This is a genomic window from Gandjariella thermophila (assembly GCF_005405885.1).
GTDB classification, from domain to species: domain Bacteria; phylum Actinomycetota; class Actinomycetes; order Mycobacteriales; family Pseudonocardiaceae; genus Gandjariella; species Gandjariella thermophila.
Map to the genome: position 1 here is coordinate 186,463 of NZ_BJFL01000006.1, position 23,608 is coordinate 210,070.

24 protein-coding genes and 1 riboswitch are annotated in these 23,608 nt (G+C 73.2%); of the genes, 8 read left to right on the top strand and 16 right to left on the bottom strand.

Translation table 11 applies throughout. The features are described 5' to 3' along the window. Positions 1–48: 48 nt before the first annotated feature. The 3 genes from FFT21_RS09245 to thiO form a co-directional block, all read right to left on the bottom strand. Complete coding sequence (locus tag FFT21_RS09245) at positions 49–804, bottom strand: thiazole synthase (RefSeq protein ID WP_137813363.1); 756 nt, start codon at positions 802–804, stop codon at positions 49–51. A 2-nt stretch (positions 805–806) separates the two neighbouring features. Continuing rightward, positions 807–1,007, bottom strand: a complete 201-nt coding sequence (gene thiS / locus FFT21_RS09250) for a sulfur carrier protein ThiS (protein WP_137813364.1) — start codon at positions 1,005–1,007, stop codon at positions 807–809. Between the two features lie 86 nt (positions 1,008–1,093). Next, the gene (thiO, locus tag FFT21_RS09255; protein ID WP_137813414.1) at positions 1,094–2,242 is read right to left on the bottom strand and encodes a glycine oxidase ThiO; all 1,149 of its coding nucleotides are present in this window, start codon (positions 2,240–2,242) and stop codon (positions 1,094–1,096) included. Beyond that, positions 2,243–2,350, bottom strand: a riboswitch (TPP riboswitch). A gap of 46 nt (positions 2,351–2,396) precedes the next feature. Here thiO and thiE point away from each other — a divergent pair. Next, positions 2,397–3,062, top strand: a complete 666-nt coding sequence (gene thiE / locus FFT21_RS09260) for a thiamine phosphate synthase (RefSeq protein ID WP_137813365.1) — start codon at positions 2,397–2,399, stop codon at positions 3,060–3,062. A 59-nt stretch (positions 3,063–3,121) separates the two neighbouring features. Here the strand turns inward: thiE and FFT21_RS09265 are convergent, their stop codons facing one another. The 3 genes from FFT21_RS09265 to FFT21_RS09275 all read right to left on the bottom strand — a co-directional run bounded on the left by FFT21_RS09265 (position 3,122) and on the right by FFT21_RS09275 (position 6,843). Further along, positions 3,122–4,216 carry a S1 family peptidase gene (locus FFT21_RS09265; protein WP_307722910.1) on the bottom strand — a complete coding sequence of 365 codons (1,095 nt, stop codon included), beginning with the start codon at positions 4,214–4,216 and terminating at the stop codon, positions 3,122–3,124. 371 nt (positions 4,217–4,587) lie between these two features. Continuing rightward, entirely contained in the window at positions 4,588–6,081 is a 1,494-nt protein-coding gene (locus tag FFT21_RS09270) for an MFS transporter (RefSeq protein WP_137813367.1), read from the bottom strand. Further along, on the bottom strand, positions 6,082–6,843 hold the full coding sequence (locus FFT21_RS09275; RefSeq protein ID WP_137813415.1) for a GntR family transcriptional regulator: 762 nt from the start codon (positions 6,841–6,843) through the stop codon (positions 6,082–6,084). A 277-nt stretch (positions 6,844–7,120) separates the two neighbouring features. Between FFT21_RS09275 and FFT21_RS09280 the strand changes: the two genes are divergently transcribed. The 6 genes from FFT21_RS09280 to FFT21_RS09305 all read left to right on the top strand — a co-directional run bounded on the left by FFT21_RS09280 (position 7,121) and on the right by FFT21_RS09305 (position 13,530). After that, positions 7,121–8,395 (top strand): sugar ABC transporter substrate-binding protein, encoded by a 1,275-nt coding sequence (locus FFT21_RS09280; RefSeq protein WP_137813368.1) that lies wholly within the window; start codon positions 7,121–7,123, stop codon positions 8,393–8,395. Between the two features lie 6 nt (positions 8,396–8,401). Beyond that, positions 8,402–9,364: a carbohydrate ABC transporter permease gene (locus tag FFT21_RS09285; protein WP_137813369.1), complete on the top strand. Its 963-nt coding sequence runs from the start codon at positions 8,402–8,404 to the stop codon at positions 9,362–9,364. Further along, positions 9,361–10,179, top strand: coding sequence for a carbohydrate ABC transporter permease (locus FFT21_RS09290; protein ID WP_137813370.1), 819 nt, complete (start codon positions 9,361–9,363; stop codon positions 10,177–10,179). The genes FFT21_RS09285 and FFT21_RS09290 overlap by 4 nt, the downstream gene beginning before the upstream one ends. Before the next feature lie 3 nt (positions 10,180–10,182). Then, a complete protein-coding gene (locus FFT21_RS09295; RefSeq protein WP_137813371.1) occupies positions 10,183–11,646 on the top strand; it encodes a glycoside hydrolase family 3 protein in 1,464 nt (487 codons plus the stop codon). Further along, positions 11,646–12,689, top strand: a complete 1,044-nt coding sequence (locus FFT21_RS09300; protein WP_137813372.1) for an SIS domain-containing protein — start codon at positions 11,646–11,648, stop codon at positions 12,687–12,689. Before FFT21_RS09295 ends, FFT21_RS09300 begins: the two co-directional genes overlap by 1 nt. A gap of 166 nt (positions 12,690–12,855) precedes the next feature. Beyond that, positions 12,856–13,530, top strand: a complete 675-nt coding sequence (locus FFT21_RS09305; protein WP_137813373.1) for a FadR/GntR family transcriptional regulator — start codon at positions 12,856–12,858, stop codon at positions 13,528–13,530. Here the strand turns inward: FFT21_RS09305 and FFT21_RS09310 are convergent. From FFT21_RS09310 to FFT21_RS09350, 9 genes are all read right to left on the bottom strand, one after another. Continuing rightward, on the bottom strand, positions 13,527–14,372 hold the full coding sequence (locus FFT21_RS09310; protein WP_137813416.1) for an amidohydrolase family protein: 846 nt from the start codon (positions 14,370–14,372) through the stop codon (positions 13,527–13,529). The two genes, FFT21_RS09305 and FFT21_RS09310, sit on opposite strands and share 4 nt — an antisense overlap. After that, entirely contained in the window at positions 14,372–15,367 is a 996-nt protein-coding gene (locus tag FFT21_RS09315; RefSeq protein ID WP_137813374.1) for an aldo/keto reductase, read from the bottom strand. Before FFT21_RS09315 ends, FFT21_RS09310 begins: the two co-directional genes overlap by 1 nt. Further along, a complete protein-coding gene (locus tag FFT21_RS09320) occupies positions 15,364–15,699 on the bottom strand; it encodes an L-rhamnose mutarotase (RefSeq protein ID WP_137813375.1) in 336 nt (111 codons plus the stop codon). Before FFT21_RS09320 ends, FFT21_RS09315 begins: the two co-directional genes overlap by 4 nt. Before the next feature lie 19 nt (positions 15,700–15,718). Next, a complete protein-coding gene (locus FFT21_RS09325) occupies positions 15,719–16,486 on the bottom strand; it encodes an ATP-binding cassette domain-containing protein (protein WP_137813376.1) in 768 nt (255 codons plus the stop codon). Positions 16,487–16,596: 110 nt separating this feature from the next. Next, positions 16,597–17,628 (bottom strand): substrate-binding domain-containing protein, encoded by a 1,032-nt coding sequence (locus FFT21_RS09330; RefSeq protein WP_137813377.1) that lies wholly within the window; start codon positions 17,626–17,628, stop codon positions 16,597–16,599. A 37-nt stretch (positions 17,629–17,665) separates the two neighbouring features. Then, entirely contained in the window at positions 17,666–18,748 is a 1,083-nt protein-coding gene (locus tag FFT21_RS09335) for an ABC transporter permease (protein ID WP_137813378.1), read from the bottom strand. Positions 18,749–18,812: 64 nt separating this feature from the next. Next, on the bottom strand, positions 18,813–19,568 hold the full coding sequence (locus FFT21_RS09340; protein WP_137813379.1) for an SDR family NAD(P)-dependent oxidoreductase: 756 nt from the start codon (positions 19,566–19,568) through the stop codon (positions 18,813–18,815). Next, positions 19,565–20,866 carry an enolase C-terminal domain-like protein gene (locus FFT21_RS09345; protein WP_137813380.1) on the bottom strand — a complete coding sequence of 434 codons (1,302 nt, stop codon included), beginning with the start codon at positions 20,864–20,866 and terminating at the stop codon, positions 19,565–19,567. Before FFT21_RS09345 ends, FFT21_RS09340 begins: the two co-directional genes overlap by 4 nt. Positions 20,867–20,876: 10 nt before the next feature. Then, positions 20,877–21,743, bottom strand: a complete 867-nt coding sequence (locus tag FFT21_RS09350) for a fumarylacetoacetate hydrolase family protein (protein WP_137813381.1) — start codon at positions 21,741–21,743, stop codon at positions 20,877–20,879. A 104-nt stretch (positions 21,744–21,847) separates the two neighbouring features. On the opposite strand from FFT21_RS09350, the gene FFT21_RS09355 reads away from it, so the two are divergent. Then, positions 21,848–22,888 (top strand): N-acetylglucosamine kinase, encoded by a 1,041-nt coding sequence (locus FFT21_RS09355; RefSeq protein ID WP_137813382.1) that lies wholly within the window; start codon positions 21,848–21,850, stop codon positions 22,886–22,888. Here the strand turns inward: FFT21_RS09355 and FFT21_RS09360 are convergent. Continuing rightward, complete coding sequence (locus tag FFT21_RS09360; RefSeq protein ID WP_137813383.1) at positions 22,812–23,516, bottom strand: DUF3159 domain-containing protein; 705 nt, start codon at positions 23,514–23,516, stop codon at positions 22,812–22,814. The two genes, FFT21_RS09355 and FFT21_RS09360, sit on opposite strands and share 77 nt — an antisense overlap. Between the last annotated feature and the right edge of the window lie 92 nt (positions 23,517–23,608).

The following is a 23,608-nucleotide window of genomic DNA, read 5'->3' on the forward strand; positions in this document are numbered from 1 at the left end:
GATGGCGCGTCCGTGCGGTGGGCAGCGGGTCGGTGGATGTGGCGGGGCTCAGATCCCCGGACTGGACGCCTGCGCCCAGAACCGCTTCGGGATGCGTCCCGCGGTACGCGCCAGGCGCCCGGCGTCCACCGCCGCGCGCATCGCCGCGGCCATCCGCTCGGGATCTTCTGCCCTGGTCACGGCGGTTGCCAGCAGCACGGCGGAACAGCCCAGTTCCATCGCCAGCGCGGCGTCCGACGCGGTCCCCACCCCGGCGTCGAGCACCACCGGAACGGACGAGCGGGCCACGATCAACTCGATGTTGTGCGGGTTACGAATCCCCAACCCGGTGCCGATCGGCGAGCCGAGCGGCATCACCGCCGCGCAGCCGGCCTCCTCCAAACGCAGGGCCAGCACCGGATCGTCGTTGGTGTACGGCAACACGACGAACCCGTCGTCCACCAACTGCCGTGCCGCGTCCAGCAGTTCCACCGGGTCGGGCAGCAGGGTGCGCTCGTCGGCGACGACCTCCAGCTTGATCCAGTTGGTGCCGAGTGCCTCCCTGGCCAGCCGCGCGGTGAGCACGGCCTCGGCCGCGGTGCGGCAGCCCGCGGTGTTCGGCAGCGGCTCGATGCCCAGGCGCCGCAGCAGGTCCAGCACCCCGCCGCCGCCCGAGGCGTCGACCCGGCGGATGGCCACCGTGGTCAGCTCCGTCCCGGAGGCGATCAGCGCGCGTTCCAGGACGGCGAGGTTGCTCGCCCCGCCGGTGCCCATGATCAACCGGGAGCCGAACTCCCTGCCGGCGATGGTCAACGGGTCGTCCACGTCTAACCTCCCTGAACCGCGGTGAGTACCTCGACGACGGCGCCGTCGCGCACGGCCGTCGCCTCCCACGTCGCCCTGGGCACGACCTCCCCATCCATCGCCACGGCCACCCCGGACGGCGGAGCACCGAGCCGCCGCACGATCTCGTCGACGGTGGTCCCCTCGGCCCATTCCTGCGCCTCGCCGTTCACCCGGACGATCATGCTTTCCCTCCACTGTTCCCTGTCAGGAAGTCCGCGCCCTCCGGCGGCACCGTGCGTCCGGCCAGGTACGTCGCCACACCGGTGGCTCACACGGGCCTGGCGGCCCGTGGTCGCCGGTCCGGCGCTGGACAACGCGCACCGGAGACCAGACGGTCGGGCTTGGCCACCGAGACCTCGGCGGGGGCAGGCTCGCCGCGCAGCAGGGCGAGCACCGACTCGGCGGTGACCGGGGCGAGCAGCATGCCGTTGCGGTGGTGCCCGGTGGCCACCAGCACTCCGGGCTCCAGCCAGCCCACCAGCGGCAGGTTGTCCATGCTCCCCGGCCGGAACCCGGCGGTGCACTCGACCAGCGCGTACTCGGCCACCCCCGGCAGCAGGCGCTCGGCGTCGTGCAGCAGGTCGCGCACCCCGCCGACGGTGACGTCCGCGTCGAAGCCGGCCTCGTACTGGGTGGCGCCGAGCACCAGGCCGCCGCCGTCCCGGGGCACCAGGTACACCGGCCGCCCCTCGACCAGGCCGCGTACGGTGCGGCTGGGCGGCGGCAGCGCGGACGGCCGGGCGCGTAGCCGCAGCACCTCCCCCTTCACCGGCCGGACCTGGTGCGCCAGCACCGGATGCAGCCCGGCGCTCCACGCCCCGGCGGCGATCACCGCGACGTCGCACGCCACCGCCGATCCGTCGGCCAACTCCACCGCCCCGGAACGCACCGACCGCGCCTCGGCGGCGACCGGAACCACACCCGCCGCCTCGCTGGCGGCGCGCAGCGCGGCCAGCAGCATCCGGTTGTCCACCGCCAGGTCGCCGGGCACAGACAGTCCACTTCGGAGGGATGGGCTGAGCGCCGGCTCCAGCTCCCGCAGTTCCCGAGGGCCGAGCCGGCGCACCTCACGACCGAGCCGGCCCAGGTAGCCGGCCAGCCGGTCCAGCTCGTCGCGGTCGGCGGCGTCCACCGCGGCGACCACGGTGCCCCCGGTGCGCAGGCCGGGGTCCCGGCCGGCCGCGGCGCGCAACCGCTCGGCGAACGCCGGCCACCGGGCCAGCGACGCGGAACCCAGTTCCAGCAGGGCTTCCTCGCCGGGCCATGCCTCGGTGATCGGGGCGAGCATCCCGCCGGCCACCCAGGACGCCCCGGAGCCCGGCCGCGGATCGATCAGCCGCACGTCCAGGCCCGCCGCGGCGGCAAGCCAGGCGATGGACGAACCGATGACCCCGCCGCCAACGACGGCAACCCTCATGGACAAGGCACTCACGCTCCCTGCGCCGGCATGACCCGGATCAGGTTCGACGGTCGGGGCGGCAAGCCCCCTCTCAGCCCGGTCCTCCGGGCTCCCGTGCGGACCAGCCCCCACGGTAGCACCGCGAACCTGTCCCCTGGGTTACCGTCACGACGTGCCGGGACTCGACGGAGAACAGATCAGGACGCGGCTTGCGGACGCGCGGCTGTACCTGTGCACCGACGCCCGCCGCGACCGGGGCGACCTCGCCGAGTTCGTCGACGCGGCGCTGGCCGGCGGGGTGGACATCGTGCAGCTCCGCGACAAGGGCGGTGAGCCGCTGGAGGCCAGGCAGGAGTTGGCCGCGCTGGAGGTGATCGGCGAGGCGTGCGCCCGGCACGGCGCGCTGCTCGCGGTGAACGACCGCGCCGACGTGGCGCTGGCCGCCGGCGCCGACGTGTTGCACCTCGGCCAGGACGACCTGCCGGTGAGCTGGGCGCGACGGATCCTCGGCGACGAGATCGCGGTCGGCCGGTCCACGCACGACGCGGCGCAGGCCGAGGCGGGCGCGGCGGAACCGGGGGTGGACTACTTCTGCACCGGGCCGTGCTGGCCGACGCCGACCAAGCCCGGCCGTACCGCTCCCGGCCTGGATCTGGTACGGCACACCGCGTCGCTGGGCACCGAGCGGCCGTGGTTCGCCATCGGCGGGATCGACCACGAGCGGATCGACGAGGTGCTGGCCGCCGGCGCCAGCCGGGTCGTGGTGGTGCGGGCGATCACCGGGGCGGACGATCCCCGGGACGCCGCCCACCGGCTGGCCGCCCGGCTGCGCGGCTGACCGGCGGGTGCCCCGGCTCCCGTGGCGGCGGGAAACCGGGGCAGCCAGCGGGTAACTTCTCAGCCGGTGACCAGCCGCAGCCCGTACGCGGACAGCGCCGGGTTGACCGGGGAGAAGTAGGTGGTGCCGCCCCAGGTGCAGTCGCCGGAGCCACCGGAGGTCACGCCCTGGGCCTGGTTGCCGCTGATCCATGATCCGCCGGAGTCACCCGGTTCGGCGCAGACGTTGGTACGGGTCAGGCCGGTGACCGTGCCCTCGGCGTAGTTCACCGTCTGGTTCTTGGCCTGGATCGTGCCGCAGTGCCAGCCGGTGGTGGACCCGGAGCGGCAGACTGAGGAACCGACCGCCGCCGCGGTGGAGCCCCGCACCGCGACGCTGGTGCCGTCGTAGCGGTTCACCGTGCCGACCAGGGACCACGACGAGCTGGTCACGTCGACCTTGCCGTAGTCGCCGCCGCTGCCGAAGTGGCTGCCGTTGATCCGGCCCAGGTACACCTGGTTGTACCCGTAGGCGGAGCCGCCGCTGGCGGTGCAGTGGCCGGCGGTGACAAAGTGCTTACCGCCGCCCGAGTCCACCGCGTTGAACCCGACGGAGCAGCGGAAGTTCGAGCCGTACCAGGCGTCACCGCCGCGCACGTTGTACAGCAGCCGCGGCGCCGCCGACTCGGTCACCACCCGCACCATGCCGCCCTGCGCGCGGGCGCCGGACAGGAACGCCCGGGTGGCCGGGTCGGCGCCGTCGCCGTTGACCTCGACGACCACCGAGTTGCTCTGCGGGTCGACGTACCAGCCGTTGACCGTGCGCGGCGCGGGCATCGCGTCCAGCGCGGCCTTGGCCGCGTCGAGCTGCCGTTCCGTGAATGTCACGACCCTGGCGTCGGCGCCCGCGGCGCGGACCGCCTCTGCCCTTCCGGCGTCGGTGACGCCGACGACCAGCCGGTTCGCCGCGGCGTCGAACCAGGCGCCGCCGAAGGCCTCGCCGAGGCTCGCCTGTAGCTGCCGCTCCACCGTGCCGGCATGCGCTTCGGCCAGCAGCCGTGCCGTGGCCTGCCGCGGGGTCAACCCGAGGTCGCGCTGCATGGCGGCGAGGATTTCCGGCGAGACCTGCGGGTCCTCCGCCGAGGTCACCGACATTGCCGGCGAGGTTCCGGCCATGGCAGGTAGGCTGGCAGCGGCAACGACACCAGCGGCGAGTAATGCGGCGCCGGCCAGTCGGACCGCACTCGTGCGGTTCATCTGTCGTCTCCCTCATCTTCGGGTGCAGGGAATCCCGGGAGGGCCCGCATGCAGGGGTGGGCACCCCGGGAACCGCAGGGGGACGGGCGGTGGGGCGGCAGCAGGGGCCGCCCCACTCCCCAACGCGGGGATTCAGAGTGTGGCACCGAAGACGGCAAATTGGACGCGCCGTGCGCTAATTGACATTTAACACGGTAACGGTACGGAACGTTTCCGCAGGATGGATTCACGTGCCGAATTCGTCGCGCACGACGAATCGGTCAACGGAATGGCGTTCGGCGCACGAATCCCTAGCGGGTTCCGGCCGGCCGGAGGTGGGTCGGCGGCCCCTCCACCCCGCAGTGCAGGCACTCCCCCGGCGACGGCGACTCCGCCGGGCGCTTCGCGGCGGGCGCGGCGCGCAGCACCCGGTTGTCCACGCCGATGGCGAGCAGCCCGCCGACCGCGGCGGCACCGGCGCAGATCGCCAGCGCGGCCTGCCAGCCGGCGGTCAGCGCGGCCGGCTGGGCGTACCGGCTGCCGCTGAGTCCGACCGCGGCCGGCAGCGCGGCGATGGCCAGCAGCGTGCCGGTGCGGGCCACCGCGTTGTTCACCCCGGAGGCCACGCCGACGTACCGGTCCGGCGCCGCGGCCAGCACGGTGGCGGTGACCGGGGCGACCACGGCGGCCAGGCCCAGGCCGAACACGAGCACCCCGGGCAGCACCGCGTCCAGGTAGCCGGTGCCCGGCACGGCGCGGCGGAGCAGCAGCATCCCGGCGGCGACCAGCAGCGGCCCGCCGACGAGTTGCGAGCGTGGCCCGATCCGCTGGGCCAGCCGGCCGGAGCGGGCGGACAGCAGCAGCATGATCACCGTGATCGGCAGCCCGGCCAGCCCGGCCGCGGCCGGCGGGTAGCCCAGGGAGACCTGCAGTTGCAGCACGAGCAGCGTGGTCACCCCGCCCAGCGCCGCGTACATCAGCAGGGTGAGCGCGTTGGCCAGGGTGAACGTGATGCTGGTGAACAGCACGGGCGGCACGATCGGGTCGGCGCCCCTGGCCTGCCGCACACCGAACGCGGCGAGCGCCGCCACCCCAACCGCCGCCGCGACCACCACCAGCGGGTCGGTCACGCCCCGGGCGGGCGCCTCGACCAGCGCGGCGGTGACGCCGGCCAGGCCGGCCGCGCCGAGCACCGCGCCCGCCACATCCGGGTGGCCGCCGAGCCGCTCGTCACAGGACTCCGGCACGTACCGGCCGGCCAGCCACACGCACAGCACCGCCAGCGGCGGGTTGATCAGGAACGCCAGCCGCCACGACCACACCTGCACCAGCAGCCCGCCGACCAGCGGGCCGACCGCGGTGGCCACGCCCGCCAGCCCGGACCAGGCGCCGATCGCCCTGGCGCGGTCGTTGCGGTCGAACGCGGACTGCAGGATGGCCAGCGACCCGGGAGTGAGCAGCGCGGCACCGACGCCCTGCAGCACCCGCACCGCGACCAGCGCCTCGGTGTCCGGCGCGAGCCCGCACAGCAGCGAGGCGGCGCCGAACCAGATGACCCCGATGACGAACACCCGGCGCCGGCCGTACCGGTCGCCCAGCGAGCCGGCGATGAGGATCAGCGAGGCGAGGGAGAGCAGGTAGCCGTCCAGGATCCACTGCAGCCCGGCCACGGACGCGCCCAGTTCGTGGCCGATGCGGGGCAGCGCGACGTTGACCACGGTGCCGTCGAGGAAGGCCATGCCGGAGCCGACCACGGTGGCGGCCAGCACCCCGCGCCCCTGGCTGCTCCCCCAGGCGACCGCCATCTAGCTGCCCGGGCGGTTCAGCGTGGCGACAAACTTGTAGCGGTCACCGCGGTAGACGGAGCGCACCCACTCCACCGGCTTGCCGTCCGTGTCGAAGGAGTGCCGGGACAGCAGCAGCATCGGCATGCCCACGTCCGCGCCGAGCAGTTCGGCCTCCTCCGGGCTGGCCAGCGCGGTTTCGATGGTTTCCTCGGCGTGGCCCATCTCCACCCCGAACTTCTCCCGCAGCACCTGGTACAGCGACCCGGTCTCGGCCAGGTAGCGGCGCAGCCCGCGGAACCGGCCCAGCGCGAGATGGGTGGTCTCGATCGCCATCGGCTCGTCGTCGGCCAGCCGCAGCCGGCGCAGCCGCAGCACCTTCGCACCGGTGCGCACGCCGAGCAGCCGGGCCAGGTCGGCGTCGGCCGGCTCCTCGGCCGCCTCCAGCAGCCGGGACGAGGGCTGCCGGCCCTGGGCCCGCATGTCCTCGGTGTAGGAGGACAGTTGCAGCCGCTGGGCGACCTTCGGTTCGGCGGCGAAGGTGCCCTTGCCCTGCACCCGCAGCAGCCGGCCCTCCACGGTCAGTTCGGCCAGTGCCTGGCGGACGGTGGTCCGCGAGACGTCGAACTCGGCGGCGAGCGAGCGCTCGGTGGGGATCGGGGAGCCGGCGGGCATGGAGCGCAGCATGTCCAGCAGGTGCCGCTTCAGCCCCCAGTACTTCGGCTCGCGCTGCACCCGGCTCCGGCCACCGTCCACGGTGCCGGACGACGTCGTGTCGAGCATGGCAACCTCCTCCGGGTCGCTGCGGGTGCCGCGGCCTGACACGATCATGCACGCTCCTCCGGCTCTTCCCAGCGCCCCTGACCAGGATGCCTTGTCGACCCCGGGCACGGGCGCCGAACCCACCAACCCAGGCGTGTCGTCACGGTCATCGGATGACTTCACAACGTCTTGGCAACTGCCTTGACAGCGAGTGTGGTACGGACCACGCTCTCCTTCCACATTGGTCTACACCATTGGTCGCCCGGTCGGGCCGGGTGGAAGGGGAAGGGCGGGAGACGTGAAGCGCTGGACAAAGCTGGTCGTCGGCGCCGCGGCGGTGGCGCTGGCCACCGCGGGCTGCGGCTCGGGCGGAGGCTCGAGCGACGCCGGCGGCAAGACCCTCACCGTGTGGCTGATGTCGGGCTCGGCGCCCACCTCGCTGACCGACGCGCTCAACAAGGAGTTCTCCGACGCCCACCCGGGGGTGAAGGTGGACTACCGGGTGCAGCAGTGGGACGGCATCCAGCAGAAGCTGACCACGGCGTTAACCAGCAACAATCCTCCGGACGTGATCGAGCTGGGCAACACCCAGACCGCGCAGTTCGCCGAGCAGGGCACGCTGCTCGACCTGTCCGACTCGGTGAACGACCTGAACGGCGGCCAGTGGCTGCCGGCGCTGAAGGAGTCCGGCACCTGGGACGGCAAGCAGTACGCCATGCCGTTCTACGCCGCCAACCGGACGGTGATCTACCGCAAGGACCTCTTCGCCAAGGCCGGTATCACGGCGCCGCCGGCGTCCAACGCGGAATGGCTGGCGGACATCGACAAGCTGAAGGCGGCGAACGCCACCGACCCCGACTTCCAGGCCCTCTACCTGCCCGGCCAGGAGTGGTACACGCTGCTGTCGTTCATCTGGGACGCCGGCGGTGACGTGGCCAAGCAATCGGGCAAGAGCTGGCAGGCCACCCTGGAAGCGCCGGAGGCCAAGGCGGGCGTGGCGTTCTACCAGCAGCTCGTCAACGCCTCGGGCACCAGGGCGCCGAAGGACACCGACGAGGCCAAGCCGCAGCAGTCGGACGTGTTCGCCCAGGGCCACGTGGCCATGATGATCGGGCTGCCGTGGGAGCTGGCCGGCGCGGTCAAGGCGAACCCGCAGCTCTCGTCGCAGACCGGGGCGTTCCCCATCCCGTCCCGCACCGCCGGGCAGGCCGCCCCGGTGTTCCTCGGCGGGTCCAACGTGGCCATCCCGGCCGGCAGCAAGAACGCCGACCTGGCCAAGCAGTACCTCAAGCTGCTCAGCGGCGCGAAGTACCAGTCCCAGCTGGCCAGGGCCGGTTCCGTGCCCGGCACCTCCACGGACACCAGCGGGCTGGACGCCACCGAGGTGGGCGCCGCCATGGCCAGGGCCGCGCGGCACGGCAAGGTCACCCCGATCACCCCGAAGTGGGGCCCGATCGAGTCCGGGGAGAACCCGCTGAAGAGCATGCTCACCGCGGTGCTCACCGGCCAGAAGAGCATCGACGCCGCCACCGCCGACGCCAACCGGGCGATCGGCCAGGCGCTGTCCGGCTGAGTCGCGATGACGGCGACGGAGAACCCGCCGATCGTGACGCCGGTGCCGGCGCGGCCCGCCGTGGCCCGCCGGCACCGGCGGCCGGGCGTGGCGGCCCTGCCCTACCTGCTGCTCGCCCCGGCCACGCTCACCCTGCTCGTGCTGCTCGGCTGGCCGGTGCTGTCCGTGCTGCTCACCAGCTTCCGCCGGCTGGACCTGCGGGAGCTGGTGCAGGGCAAGGTGGTCTGGGTCGGGCTGGACAACTACCGCGCGGTGCTCGGCGACCCGACGTTCTGGACGGTCACCCTGCGCACGCTGGCGTTCACCGCCGCATGCGTGATCGCCACCGTGGTCGGCGGGCTGGCCGTGGCGGTGCTGATGCGGCACGTCGGCCGGGCGGTGCGGACCGTCCTGCAGGTCAGCCTGGTGCTGGCGTGGGCGATGCCGTTCCTCGCCGCGACCACGGTGTTCCAGTGGATGTTCGACCAGAATTACGGCATCCTCGACAAGACGCTGGTCCGGCTGGGCCTCACGTCGTTCGCCGGGCACTCCTGGTTCACCACCGGATTCTCCACCCTGGCCGTGATCGTCACGCTGATCACCTGGCAGGGCATCCCGTTCGTGGCGTTCACCCTGTTCGCCGGGATGCTCGGGGTGCCGGCCGAGCAGTACGAGGCGGCCGCCATCGACGGGGCGAGCGGCTGGCAGACCTTCCGCGCGGTGACCTGGCCCGCGGTGCGGCCCCTGGTCACCCTGGTCACGTTCCTGTCCCTGCTGTGGGACTTCAAGGTGTTCCCGCAGGTGTGGGCGATGCGGGAGGGCGGACCGGACGGCGGCAGCACCACCCTCGCGGTGCTGCAGTACGTCAAGGGCATCGCGGGTAGCCACTTCGGAGTGGCCGCCGCGGTGGCCGTGCTGATGATCCTGGTGCTGGTCGGGCTGACCGCGCAGAACCTCCGGCTGATGCTGCGGGCGCAGGAGTACCGATGAGCAAGAAGATCACCATCTCGGTGGTGGCCCTGCTGGTCGCGGTGGTGTTCGCGTTCCCGACGTACTGGATGGTGGCCACCGCCCTCAAGCCGTCGCAGCTCCTGCTGTCCTCCGGCTACGACCTGGTGCCCACCGCGGTCACCGGCCGGCACTTCGCCGACGCGGTGGCCAAGCCGAACTTCCTCACCTACGTGCGCAACAGCCTGGTCGTCACGCTCGGCGCGGTGCTGTGCGCGCTGGTCGCCGGGCTGCTCGCCGCGGTCCCGCTGGCCAGGCTACGGTTCCGGGGCCGGCGCGGCTTCCTGCTGCTCCTGCTGGTCGCGCAGATGGCGCCGTTCGAGGCGCTGCTGATCCCGATGTACCTGATGATGCGGGACCTCGACCTGCTCAACCGGCTGCCCTCCCTGGTGCTGGTCTACTTCGCCACCACCCTGCCGTTCACCGCGTGGACACTCCGGGGCTTCATCCTGGGCCTGCCGGCGGACCTGGAGGAGGCGGCGATGGTGGACGGCTGCGGGCGGTGGGGGGCGTTCCGCCGGGTCACCCTGCCGCTGCTCGGCCCCGGCCTGGTGGCCACCTCGGTGTTCGGCTTCATCACCGCGTGGAACGAGTTCCTGTACGCGCTGGTGTTCATGCAGGACGAGAACCGGTTCACGCTGCCGGTGTGGCTGTCGTCGTTCCAGAGCGTGTTCGGCACCGACTGGGGCGGCACCATGGCGGCGTCCACCCTGTTCACCGTGCCCGTCCTGATCTTCTTCCTGGTCGTGCAGCGCAACCTGGTGTCCGGGATGACCGCCGGCGCCGTGAAGGGGTAGCAGATGAACCAACGACTGCACCGGCTGGCGTCCGGCGTGCTGCTGCCCGGATTCGCCGGCACCCGCGCACCGGCGTGGCTGGCCCGCCGGATCGAGGCCGGCCTCGGCGGCGTCGTGCTGTTCGGTCGCAACGTGGTGGACGACGCCCAGGTGGCGGCGCTCACCGCGGAACTGCGCGCGGCCCGGGACGGCGTGCTCGTCGCCATCGATGAGGAGGGCGGCGACGTCACCCGGCTGGACGCGCGGCGCGGCTCCGCGGTGCCCGGCAGCTACGCGCTCGGCGCGGTCGACGACGCCGACCTGACCAGGGCGGTGGCCGCCGGGATCGGCGCGCGGCTGGCCGGCTGCGGCATCACCGTCAACCTGGCGCCGTGCGCGGACCTGTCGCTCACCCTGGACGACCCGATCATCGGGGTGCGGTCGTTCGGCGCGGACCCGGCGCTGGCCGCCCGGCACGTGGCCGCGTTCGTGGCGGGCGTGCAGTCCACCGGGGTGGCCTCGTGCGCCAAGCACTTCCCCGGGCACGGCGCGGCCACCGCGGACTCGCACACCGAACTGCCGGAGCTGCCCAGGACCCCGGCCCAGCTCCGGGACACCGAACTGGTGCCGTTCCGGGCCGCGGTGCGCGCCGGGGTGCGCGCGGTGATGACCGGGCACCTGGTCGTCCCGGAGTGGGGCCCCGAACCGGCCACGCTCAACCCGTGCGCGATCGGCGTGCTGCGCGACGAGATCGGCTTCACCGGCACGGTGATCACGGACGCGCTGGACATGAAGGCGGTGTCCGGCTCCGCCGGGATGGCCGACGGCGCGGTGCGCGCGCTGGTGGCCGGGGTGGACGGGCTGTGCGTGGGCGGCGAGTTCACCGAGGAGGCCACGGTGACCTGGCTGGCGGACGCGCTGGTGGCCGCCGTGGTGGCCGGGCAACTGCCGGAGGACCGGCTCGCCGAGGCGGCGAAGCGGGTGGCCGACCTGGGCGCCGCGCCGGCCGCCGTGTCCGGCCACGACCCCGAACTGGGCCGGCTGGCCGCCGAGCGGGCGCTGCGCGTGCGCGGCCGGCTCGACCTGCCCCGGCCGCCGCTGGTGGTCGACCTGGTGGTGCCGCCGACGATCGCGGTGGGCGACGTACCGTGGGGCCTGGGCGCGCACCTGGCCGAGCTGATCCCGGACGTCGAGGTGCTGCGCACCGAGCGGGCCAGCGCCGAGCAGGTCGCCTCGGCCGCCGCCGGCCGACCGGTGATCGTGGTGACCAGGGACGCGCACCGGCACCCCGCCGCGCGTGACCTGGTGGAGTCGCTCGCTAGCATTGGTCTAAACCTTGTCCACCTGGAGACCGGAGTCCCCGGCCCCGACCTGGGCGCCACCGCCCGGATCGACACGCACGGCGGCGCGCGGGTCTGCCTGCGGGCCGCCGCCGAGCGCGTCGCCGCGGCGGTGCGCAGCGAGCAACCGATCAGCGAGGGAACGTGATGACCAGCTCGGACGGCGGCAAGCACATGGCCGCGGAGATCGCGGAGCAGCCGGCCGTGCTGGGCGGTCTGCTGGCGCGGCGCGCGGAGATCACCTCGGTGGCGGAGCGGGTCCGGGATCGGCGGCCGCGGTTCGCGCTGCTCGCCGCGCGCGGCTCCAGCGACCACGCGGCGCTGTACGCCAAGTATCTGATCGAGGTGCTGCTGCAACTGCCAGCCGGCCTGGTGTCCCCGTCCACCACCACGCTGTACGGGGCCCAGCCCGACCTGGCCGGCGTGCTGCTGGTCTCGGTCAGCCAGAGCGGCGGCTCGCCGGACCTGCTGGAGGTCACCGAGTCGGCCCGGCGGCGGGGAGCGCTGACCATCGCGGTGACCAACACCCCCGGCTCCCCGCTGGAGCAGGCCGCCGAGCTGGCCGTGGACATCGGCGCCGGTACCGAACTCGCCGTCGCGGCCACCAAGACCTACTCGGCGACGCTGCTCGCGCTGTACCTGCTCGTGGACGCCGTGCGCGGCGGGCGCGGCGAGCACGCCGCCGGCCTGGCAGAGCTGGCCGCGCAGACGTTGGACGGCTCCGCGGCGGCGGTGGCCGAGGCGGTGCGCCGGTACCGGTTCGTCGAGCGGGTGATCACCACCGGCCGGGGCTACTCGGCGGCGACCGCGGCCGAGGCGGCGCTGAAGCTGGCGGAGACCAGCTACCTGGCCGCCCGCGCGTACAGCGGGGCCGACCTGCTGCACGGGCCGGTGGCCGCGGTGGACGAGGAGACCGCGGTGCTCGCGGTGACCAGCGCCGGCCACGGCGGCGCGGCCATGCGCGAGGTGCTGGATGTGGTGCGGCAGCGGGGCGCGGACGTGCTCGCGCTCGGCTCGGCGGCGGACACCGTGCCCGCCGCGCTGCGCATCCCGGTGCCGGAGACGGCCGAGGAGGTCGCGCCAATCCTGGAGGTGCTGCCGGCACAGCGGCTCGCCCTCGGCCTCGCCCTGGCCCGGGGCGGCGACCCGGACCACCCGCGCGGCCTGCGTAAGGTCACCCGCACCCGGTAGCAGCGCGGCGACCGACCGCCGGGAACACAAGAACCCGCTCCACCGAGGGGGCGGGGTGGAGCGGGCAAGTCCCACACTACGCCGAACGGAGCAGCGCGCAAACGGCGGTCAGAGCACGTTATTCTGGAAACAGACATCGGAGGTTTATCAAGGATTCGAGGGTGCCGTGGCCGTCACGGATGACGCGATCCTGCGCGTCAAGGAGATGATCGTCTCCGGCGAACTCAAGCCGGGCGACCGCCTGCCCAGGGAGGCCGACCTCGCCGAGCGCCTGGGCCTGTCCCGCAACTCGCTGCGCGAGGCGGTGCGGGCGTTGTCTCTGGTGCGGGTGTTGGACGTGCGGCAGGGCGACGGAACCTACGTGTCCAGCCTCCGCGCCGACGACCTGCTCGGCGCGCTGTCCTTCGTGCTGGAACTGCACCGCGGCGAGGAGTCCGTGCTGGAGGTGCTGCAGGTGCGCCGGCTGCTGGAGCCGGCGGCCGCCGCGATGGCCGCGCAGCGCATCGCGGAGCAGGAGATCGCCGAGCTGCGCGAGTTGTGCGACGCCGCCGAATCGGCCGAGTCGGTGGCGGAACTGGTCGAGCACGACCTGCGGTTCCACCGGCGGATCGCGGAGGCGTCCGGCAACTCGTACCTGGCTCAACTGCTCGACACGCTGGCCGGGCCGACCGTGCGGGTGCGCATCTGGCGGGGCATCACGCAGAGCGGCGCGGTGGACCGGACGGTCGCCGAGCACCGGGCCATCGTCAACGCCCTGGCCGCGCACGAACCGGAGCTGGCCCGCGCCTGGTCCACCGTGCACGTGGCCGGCGTGGAGCAGTGGCTGAAGGATCTGACCTAGCCGGCGAGCCGGTACACCCGCTGGGCGGTGCCGCCGAAGATGGCGGCCCGCTCGGCCGTGCTCAGCGCCGCGGTCAGCCGCTCGGCGGTGGCCACCACCTCGGCGTAGTCCGCGGCGAGCAGGCAGACCGGCCAGTCGGAGCCGAACATCAGCCGGTCGGCGCCGAACGCGTCCAGCACCACCTCGACGTACGGGCGCAGGTCCGCCACCGTCCACGACGCCCAGTCCGCCTCGGTGACCAGCCCGGACAGCTTGCAGGTGACGTTGCCGTGCGCGGCGAGTTCGCGGATGAGATCCGCCCACGGCCGCACCTCGCCGCCGGCGATCGGCGGCTTCGAGCAGTGGTCCAGCACGAACGGCACGTCGGGTAGCGCCGCGACGGTGCGCACCGCCGCCGGAAGCTGGTGCGGCAGCGTCAGCAGCTCGTAGACCAGCCCGGCCTCGCCGACCGCGGCCAGCCCGCGGCGCACGTCCTCGCGGGCCAGCCACTCCGGGTCCGGCTCGCCCTGCACCTGGTGCCGGATGCCGCGCAGCCACGGCCCGCCGGGTGCCTCGCGGAGCACGGCGAGGTCGTCGGCCACCGCCTCGGCGGTCAGGTCGGTCCACCCGACGACGGCGCCGACCAGCGGCGAGGACTCGGCCAGGGCGAGCAGTTCCGGTGTCTCCTCCGGCACGGTGACGGTCTGCACCAGCACGGTGGTGGTGATGCCGGCCGCCGCCACGTGCGGGGACAGGTCGGCCAGGCCGAAGTCCCTGCGGATCGGCGACATCGCCGCGCCGGTGATCCACGGCTGGTCCCGGGCGCCGAGGTCCCAGACGTGGTGGTGCGCGTCCACCCGGATCACGAGCTCACCCCCGTTGGCACCGGGACGTCGCCGCGCAGCAGGCCCTCGGCGCGCAACTCGTCCCACAGCTCGGCGGGCACCGGCTCGGCGAGCAGGCCGGCGTTCTCGGTGACCTGGGCGGCGTTGTGGGTGCCGAGCACGACGGACGCGACCGCCGGGTGGCCGAGCGGGAACCAGGCGGCCGCTCGCGGCAGGGTCACCCCGTGCCGGCGGCACACCGCGGCGATCCGCCGGGCCCGCTCCAGCAGCGCGGGCGGCGCGGGCGCGTAGTCGTAGGTGGCGTGCTCCGGCACGTCGGGCCGGGCCAGCAGGCCGGAGTTGAACACCCCGGCGGCGAGCACGGACACGCCGCGCTCCGCGCACAGCGGCAACAGGTCGTCGGCGGCCGGCTGCTCCAGCAACGTGTACCGGCCGGCCAGCATGACCACGTCGATGTCGGTGTGCCGGACGAACCGGGCCGGCATCTCGCACTGGTTCATGCCCACGCCGATGGCGCCGACCACGCCCTCGCCGCGCAGCCGGGCGAGCGCCGGGTAGGCCTCGGACACCGCCTGCTCCCAGTGGCCGTCCGGGTCGTGCAGCAGCACCACGTCCACCCGGTCCAGGCCGAGACGGTCCAATGAGGACGCCAGCGACCGGCGCACGCCGTCGACGCTGAAGTCCCACACCCGCCGGTGGCTGGCCGGCACCGCGAAGCCGGCCGGATCCATCCCGCCGCCCGGCCACGGCTCCAGCAGCCGCCCGACCTTGGTGGACAGCACGTACTCGGCGCGCGGCCGGCCGGCCAGCGCCGCGCCGAGCCGCCGCTCGGACAGCCCGAGGCCGTAGTGCGGGGCGGTGTCGAAGTAGCGCACCCCGCAGTCCCAGGCCGCGTCCACCGCGCCGCGCGCCTCGGCCTCGGACACCTCGCGGTACAGGTTGCCGACCGGCGCCGCGCCGAAGCCCAGTTCGGTGACCTCCACAGTGGACCGTCCGAGCCGGCGGGTCCTCACGGCACTCCCTTCGCCAGCGCCTGCGGTAGCTCCCAGACCAGTTTCACGCCGGGCGCGGCGCCCGAGTAGTCGTCCTCGACCTCCAGCAGCTCGGCCATCCTCGCCTGCCACGGCACGTTGGCCGGATGGTCCCGCAGGTGCGCCCGCATGGCCGCGTAGTCCTCGCATTCGACCAGGTGGAACAGGTCCCGGCCACTGCGCCAGATCCGCCACGAGCGCACCCCGGCCGCGCGCAGCGCCGCGTCCAGTTCGTCCGGGATCCTCGCGTGCACCCGGTCGTACTCGGCCTCCTTGCCCGGCCGCAGCCGGGTGTGCAGTGCGACGGTCTCCATGAATGACCTCCGGCCGGCCTTACGTGAACTCCAGACCGGTCACCCGGTCCGCCCCGGTGATCATGGAGACGATCTCCTCGGGGCTCACCTCGCTGGTGTCCCGGCGGCCGACCATCTGGCCGTGCCGCAACACCCAGATGGTGTCGACCAGGTCGAACACCTGGCGCAGGTTGTGGCTGACCATCAGCATGGTGACCCCGCGCCGCTTGAGCCCACGGATGATCTCCTCGACGCGGGCGGTCTCCTGCACGCCAAGCGCAGCCGTCGGCTCGTCCAGCACGATCACCTGCGAGCCCATGCCCGCGGCGCGCGCGATCGCCACGCCCTGCCGCTGGCCACCGGACATGCCCATCACCGAGGACCGCAGGTCGGGAATGTGCACCCCGGTGCTCTCCAGCATCTTCCGCGCCTCCGCGCGCATGGCCGACCGGTTGAGGACGCTGAACGGGCCGAGCCTCACCCGGTACTTCTCCCGGCCGAGGAACAGGTTGGCCACCACGTCGAGGTGGTCAGCCAGGGCGAGTGTCTGGTAGACGGTCTCGATGCCGGCGCGGCGGGCGTCCAGCGGCGAGTGGAAGTGCCGCTCCTGCCCGTCGAACCAGATCCTTCCGCCGTCCGGCCGTTCCGCCCCGGTCAGCACCTTGACCAAAGTGGACTTTCCCGCCCCGTTGTCACCGACCAGCGCGGCGTGCTCGCCGGGGGCGATCTCGAAGTCGACGTCCTGCAACGCCGCCACGCCACCGAACCACTTGGAGATTCCCTCCGCGCGGAGAATCGCGTCTGCCATGGTCGAACTCGGCTTTCCTTGTCGAAGCTCTCGACCACCGTGGACTCGACGGTCGCCGATCAGTTGCCCTGGTGCCCCGCCCGGGCCGGGCGGGGCACCAGGGGTCGGTGTCACTTCATGTTGACGTATTTCAGCCACGGGTCGTCCGGTGGCAGCGGCGGGTTCGCGCAGCTCGGCTGCAGGATCGCCTGGATCTCCCTGTCGTTCATGTTCTGGCTGGTGACCGTGTAGACGCCGGTGTCCTCATTGGTCACGTTCACGTTCTGCCGGATGTGCTGCACCGCGGCGATCACCGAGTCGAAGCCCATCCGGAACGGGTTCTGCACGATCAGCGCGCTGATCTCGCCGGACTTCAGGCCGTTGAGTTCGTCCGGCGCGGCGTCCCAGCCGACCAGCACCGTCTTGCCCTGCTGGCCGCGCTGCTTGATCGCCTGCGAGGCACCGATCACGGACGGCTCGTTCGAACCGAACAGGCCGTTGAGGTCGGGGTGCGCGGTGAGGATGTTGTTGGTGACGTCAAGCGCCTGGTTGGAGTCGCTGTGGTCGGCCTGGTCGGCCACCAGGTTCAGCCCCGGGTACTGCTTGAGTCCGTCGACGAATCCCTGCTTGCGCTGGTTGTTGGTCATCGAACCGGGCTGGAACTCCAGCAGGGCGACGCTGCCGTGGCCGTTCAGCTTCTCGTTCATGATCTGCGCGACCTGCTGGGCGCCCTTGATGTTGTCGGTGGCGAACAGCGGCACGTTCTGCGGTGTCGTGCCCGAGTCGATGTTGTAGACCGGGATCTTGGCCTGCTGCGCCTTCTGCGTGACGGGCACCAGCGCCTGGGCGTCGGTCGCCGCGTAGATCAGGCTGTCCACCCCGCGCTGGAGCGACCCGTTGAGCAGGTTGAGTTGGCCGGTCACGTCGGTCTCCTGGGAGACCCCGTTCCACTCGATCTTGACGTTACCCAGCTTCTGCGCGGCGCACTCCGCGCCGTCCTTGACGTGCGTCCAGTAGTCGAAGCCCACGGCCTTGGGCACCACCGCGATCGTCAGTTGCTTCGACCCCGGGGCCGAGCCACCGCCGCCGCCGCAACCGGCAAGCGCCGGCACCAGAACGGCGAGCACCGCGGCCGGCACCATCCATCGTGCTCTGAAACTCATCGGTATCTCCCTTGACCCGATCTCCTGCCCGGTGCTGTTACCCAGCACGCACTGACTGACGTACTGACTGCTGTATCCCTCTGGTGCGCTCGGTGATGCGCCTGCGGCGGAAGTAGTCCCAGGCGACGGCGATCCACACGACGATTCCGATGATCACGTCCTGCAGGTAGATGTTGACGTCCAGCAGCACCGAGCCGTCCCGGATCACCTGGATCAGAAAGGCGCCGATGATCGCGCCGGACACCGTGCCCTGGCCACCGAAAAGGCTGGCGCCGCCGATGACGGCGGCGGCGATCGCCTCGAGTTCCAGGCCGGTGCCGAAGTTGGGTTGGCCGGAGGACACGCGGGCGGTGGCGATCATGCCGCCGAACCCGGCGAGCAGGCCCTGCAGGACGTAGACGAGGACCAGGTACCGGCCCACCGGAATACCCATGAGCCGGGCCGAGTCCTTGTTCGAGCCGATCGCGTACGCGTACCGGCCGAGCTTGGTGCGGGTGAAGATGAACGCGAACACCACGATCACGCCGACCAGGCAGATGGCCGGCACCGGGATCGGACCCAGGTACCCCTGCCCCAGCGCGTTGAACCCGGGAGGCAGGCCGTAGACGGCGACCGCGCCGGTGGACATGAACGTCAGGCCGCGGGCCACGCCCATCATGCCGAGCGTGGCGATGAACGGGGCCAGCCGCACCCAGCTCACCAGCGCGCCGTTGACCAGCCCGGCCACGCCGCCGAGCAGCACGCCGGCCACGGTGGCCAGCGGCCACGGCAGGTGCGCGTCCACCATCAGCATCGCGCCGAGCACGCCGGAGAGCGCCGCCACCGACCCGACCGACAGGTCGACACCAGCGGTCACGATCACCAGTGTCGCGCCCACCGCGATGATCGCCGTGACGGCGCCCTCCACCACCACCTCGCTGAGGTTGAGGTAGGAGAGGAAGCGCGGGGACAGGATCGACAGCACGACCGCGATGACGATCAGCGCGGCCAGCGCCGCCGCCTGGGAGACCAGGTCGCCGAGCCGCTGGCGCAGGACCGACCCGCGGGCCCGGCGGGCACCCGCCGGCGGGGACTCCTCGCCGACTCTCCGGCCACCGCCCGCACCGCCTGTCCGTGTCATGTCCGCTCCCGTCGCTACGCTCTGCCCGCCTGAGTTCACCGCCGTCCCTCCGGCCCTGTCCAGATCAGGAGCGCGGTCGCAGGCGAAGTCCCTGCATCCCGCCGTCCACGCCGAGCACCGTTCCGGTGGTGGAACCGGAGAGCGGGCTGGCCAGGTAGGCGATCGCGTGCGCGACCTCCTCCGGGGAGACCAGCCGGCCATGCGGCTGCCTGGCCGCAAGCAGCGCGCGTTCCGCCGCCGGGTCCTCGGCGTCGTCCACCAGCCGGCCGATCCAGGGGGTGTCCACGGTCCCCGGGGCGACCGCGTTGACCCGGACGCCGTCGCGCACGTGGTCCGCGGCCATGGCCAGGGTCAGCGCGTGCACCGCGCCCTTGCTGGCCGAGTACAGGGCGCGCTGCGGCAGGCCGGCCCAGCCGGCGACCGAACCGGTGTTGACGATCGCGGCGTGCGCGGACCGGCGCAGGTGCGGCAGCGCTGCCCGGGCCACCCGGGCCATGCCGACCACGTTGACGTCCAGCACCCGGTGCCACTCGGTGTCGTCGTTGGCGGTCACGTCGCCGCGCGCGCCGACGCCGGCGTTGTTCACCAGCACGTCCAGGCCGCCGAACCGCCGCACCACGGCGTCCACCGCGGCCCGCACGCTGGTGTCGTCGGTGACGTCGCAGGGCACGACGGCCAGCGTCCCGGGGAGGGCCTCGGGCTTGACGTCCAGGCAGGCCACCCGGGCGCCGCGGCCGGCGAGCAGCCGGGCGGTGGCCAGCCCGATCCCGGACGCCCCGCCGGTGACCGCGGCGACCAGCCCGTCGAACTCGCCGCTCACGGACTACTCACCGTCCACTCCGGACCGTCCGGAAAACGGAACCGGCGCAGCGTGGAGTCGTACATCCTCGCGGAGAAGCCGGGGGCGTTCGGGGCCACGTACCGGCCGCGCACCACCATCGCCGGGTCGTGGAAGTGCTCGTGCAGGTGGTCCACCCACTCGATGACCCGGCCCCCGACCGAGCCGGACACCGCGACGAAGTCGAACATGGACAGGTGCTGCACCAGTTCGCACAGGCCGACCCCGCCGGCGTGCGGGCAGACCGGCACGCCGAACTTCGCGGCCAGCAGCAGGATCGCGACGTTCTCGTTCACCCCGCCGACCCGGGCCGCGTCGATCTGCACCACGTCGATCGCGTCGGCCTGCAGCAGTTGCTTGAACACCACCCGGTTCTGCACGTGCTCCCCGGTGGCCACCCGGATCGGCCGCAGCGCCTCGGCGATGGTGCGGTGCCCCAGCACGTCGTCCGGCGAGGTCGGCTCCTCGATCCAGTACGGGTCGAACGGGGCCAGCTCGCGCATCCAGGCGATCGCGGTCGACGTGTCCCACCGCTGGTTGGCGTCCACCGCGATGCGCACGCCGTCCCCGACGACCTCCCTGGCCAGCTTCATCCGGCGGACATCCTCGGCGAGTTCGCCGCCCACCTTGAGCTTGATCATGTCGAAGCCGTCCTGGACGGCCTGCCGGGCCAGCCGGGCCAGCTTCTCGTCGGAGTAGCCGAGCCAACCCGGCGAGGTGGTGTAGGCGGGGTAGCCGTCCGCGACGAGTTGGTCGATCCGCCGCTGCCGGGTCGGCTCCGCCTTGCGCAGGATGGCCAGCGCCTCGTCCGGGGTGATCGCGTCGGTGAGGTAGCGGAAGTCGACCAGGCCGACGATCTCCTCGGGTGTGAGGCCGGCCAGGAAGCGCCACAGCGGCAGCCCGGCGCGGCGGGCGGCCAGGTCCCACGCGGCGTTGACCACGGCGCCGATGGCCATGTGCACCACGCCCTTCTCCGGGCCGAGCCAGCGCAGCGGCGAGTCGCCGACCAGTTCGGCGGACAGCGCGGCGAGTGCCTCCGCGGTCTCCGGCACCGGGCGGCCGACCACGAACGGGGCCAGTGACCGGATCGCGGCGGCCTGCACGTCGTTGCCCCGGCCGATGGTGAACGCGAACCCGTAGCCGTCCGGCCCGGAGTCCGTGTGCAGCACCACGTACGCGGCGGAGTAGTCCGGGTCCGGGTTCATCGCGTCCGAGCCGTCCAGCTGCCGGGAGGTGGGGAACCGGATGTCCAGCACCTCCAGGTCGACGATGCGTGCCACCGACTCCCCCTTATGCCTGTGCGAAAACCTGACGCTGCCGGCCGAGCCCCTCGATTTCCAGTTCGACCACGTCACCCGCGCGCAGGAACGGCTTGGGGTCGGGGGCGCCGAGCGCTACGCCGGCCGGTGTACCGGTATTGATGACGTCCCCCGGGCGCAGCACCATGAAGCGGCTCAGGTAGCGGACCAGCTCGGCGACCGGGAAGATCATGTTTTTGGTGTGCGAGTCCTGCTTGGGATCGCCGTTGACCCACAGGCGGATGACCAGCGCCTGGGGGTCGGGCACCTCCGAGGCGGGGACCAGGTACGGCCCGAGCGGGTTGAACGTCTCGCAGTTCTTCCCCTTGTCCCAGGTGCCGCCGCGCTCGATCTGGAACTCCCGCTCGGAGACGTCGTGAGAGACGACATAGCCGGCCACGTAGGACAGCGGGTCGTCGTCCGGTTCCAGGTACCGGGCGGTGCGGCCGATCACCACGCCGAGTTCGACCTCCCAGTCGGTCTTGGTCGACCCGCGCGGGATGAGCACCTCGTCGTACGGCCCGACCACGGTGTCCGGTGTCTTGAGGAAGACCACGGGCTCGGCGGGGATCGTGGCGCCGGTCTCGGCGGCGTGGTCGGAGTAGTTCAGCCCGATACAAACGATCTTGGTGATGCCGGCGAGCGGCGCGCCGACCCGATCGCCGGACCCGTCGCCGGGGTCGTCCAGCGGGGGCAGCCCGCCGGCGTCCAGCGCCGCGCGGGTGCGGGCGATCCCGTCGCCTTCCAGGAACGCCCGGTCGATGTCCGCGGTCAGCGGCTGGAGGTCGTAGACCCTGCCGTCGCCGGCCCGGACGGCGGGACGTTCGGCGCCGGGCGCACCCAGGCGGAGGAGTCGCACGCCGTGCCTCCCTGTCGAGTCGTCGGACGATACATCCGATGTATAACCGCGCGAATAGCGTGGCGTCTAGCCCCATCGGCCGACAACCTCGGAGGTTTGGTCGGATGAGCGCCCAGGACGGGCGTGTGGTCGGCGTGGACGTGGGCGGCACCTCCACGCGGGCGCTGCTGGCCGGCGTGGACGGCAGCCGGCTCGGCACCGGCACGGCCGGGGGCGCCAATCCCAACTCGCACCGTCCGGAGGAGGCCGCCGAGCGGATCACCACCGCGCTGCGCGCCGCGCTGGCCGGCGCCGACCCGGGCACGGTCAGCGCCGGCGTGGTCGGCATGGCCGGCAGCAGCCGGCTGGCCGACCCGCGGGTGGCCGAACTGTTCGACGCGGCCTGGCGCCGCGCCGGCCTGCGCTGCCCGATGCGGGTGGTCGCCGACTACGAGGCGGCGTTCGCGGCCGGCACCGCGGAGCCGGACGGCACCGCCCTGGTGGCCGGCACCGGCTCGGTCGCCGCGCGGATCGAGAACCGCAGGCGGGTGGCCACGGCCGGTGGCTACGGCTGGCTGCTCGGCGACGAGGGGTCGGCGTTCTGGCTGGGCCGGGAGGCGGTACGGGTGGCGCTGCGCGCGCTGGAGTCGGCAGCGCCGCCGGGAGCGCTGGCCACGGCGGTCCTCGGCGCGGTGCTGGGCGAGGCGCCGGCGGCGGGCGGGCCGGACGCGGCGCGGCGGCAGTTCGCCGCGCTGATCAGCGCGATCAACGGCGAGCCGCCGATCCGGCTGGCCCGGCTGGCGCCGCTAGTCAGCAGGGCCGTGGCCGAGGGCGACCCGGCGGCCGCCGCGGTGGTGGCCGAGGCCGCCCGGCTGCTCACCGATGCGGCGATGGCCGTCCGCCGCGACGGCGAGACCACGCCGGTGGTGCTGATCGGCAGCCTGGTCGGCCCGGCCAGCCCGGTCGGCGAGCGGCTGCGCGCAGAACTGGCCGCCCGCTGTTCCGGGCCGGTGTACGTGGCCGACGACGGCGCCGCCGGAGCCGCCTGGCTGGCCGCGGTCGATCTCGCCGGCCCCGCGGCGGGCCGGCCTATCCGGTGCGGGGATGCCGCAGGCCCGGATGGTCGGCGGGCAGCGAGCGGCGCAGCACCCACCAGCTCACCGTGAGGCAGGCGGCGACCAGCGGCCAGGACAGCACCACCCGGGCCACGCCGAGCGCGAGCACCGCGTCCGCCCACCACAGCACGCCGAACACGGCGACGCGCAGCACGTACTGCGCCACCCACACCCAGCTCGCCCGCGCGTAGCCGCGCAGCAGGTCGGGATCGCGCCGCCACCGGGTGCGCTGGCCGATCACCGCACCGACCACCACGCCGAGCAGTGGCCAGCGCACCACGATGCTGCCCGCCCAGGCCAGCGCGCTCGCCGCATTGGAAACCAGCTGCACCAGGAAGAAGTCGACGGCACGGCCGGTGCGCAGTGCGACCAGCGCGGCCACCGCCACGGCCAGCAGGCCGAGCACCACCGCGCGCGGCCGGTCACCCCGCACCAGCCGGACCACCGCGACCAGCACGCCGACCGCAAGGGCCGCCAGCGCTCCCAGCGCCACCGACCGGTCGAGCAGCAACCAGCCGAGCACGAACGCCAGCGGCGGCAGCGTCGCGTCCACCGCGCCGGACCGCCCGCCGAGCAACGACACCAGCGTCTCGCCGCCGGCGCCGCCCTTCGCGTTCCCTTCGGCCGCCTGCTCGCCGGCCTCGACCAGATCCCGTCGTTCCCGCCGCCGCACGGTCATCAGCCTGCCCGAAATGCCCGACCGCGGCCAGGGCGGTGGACCTGAACTGGGCGGACGCACTCTCCCGCCGGAAACGGTTTCGCCGCGCCCGG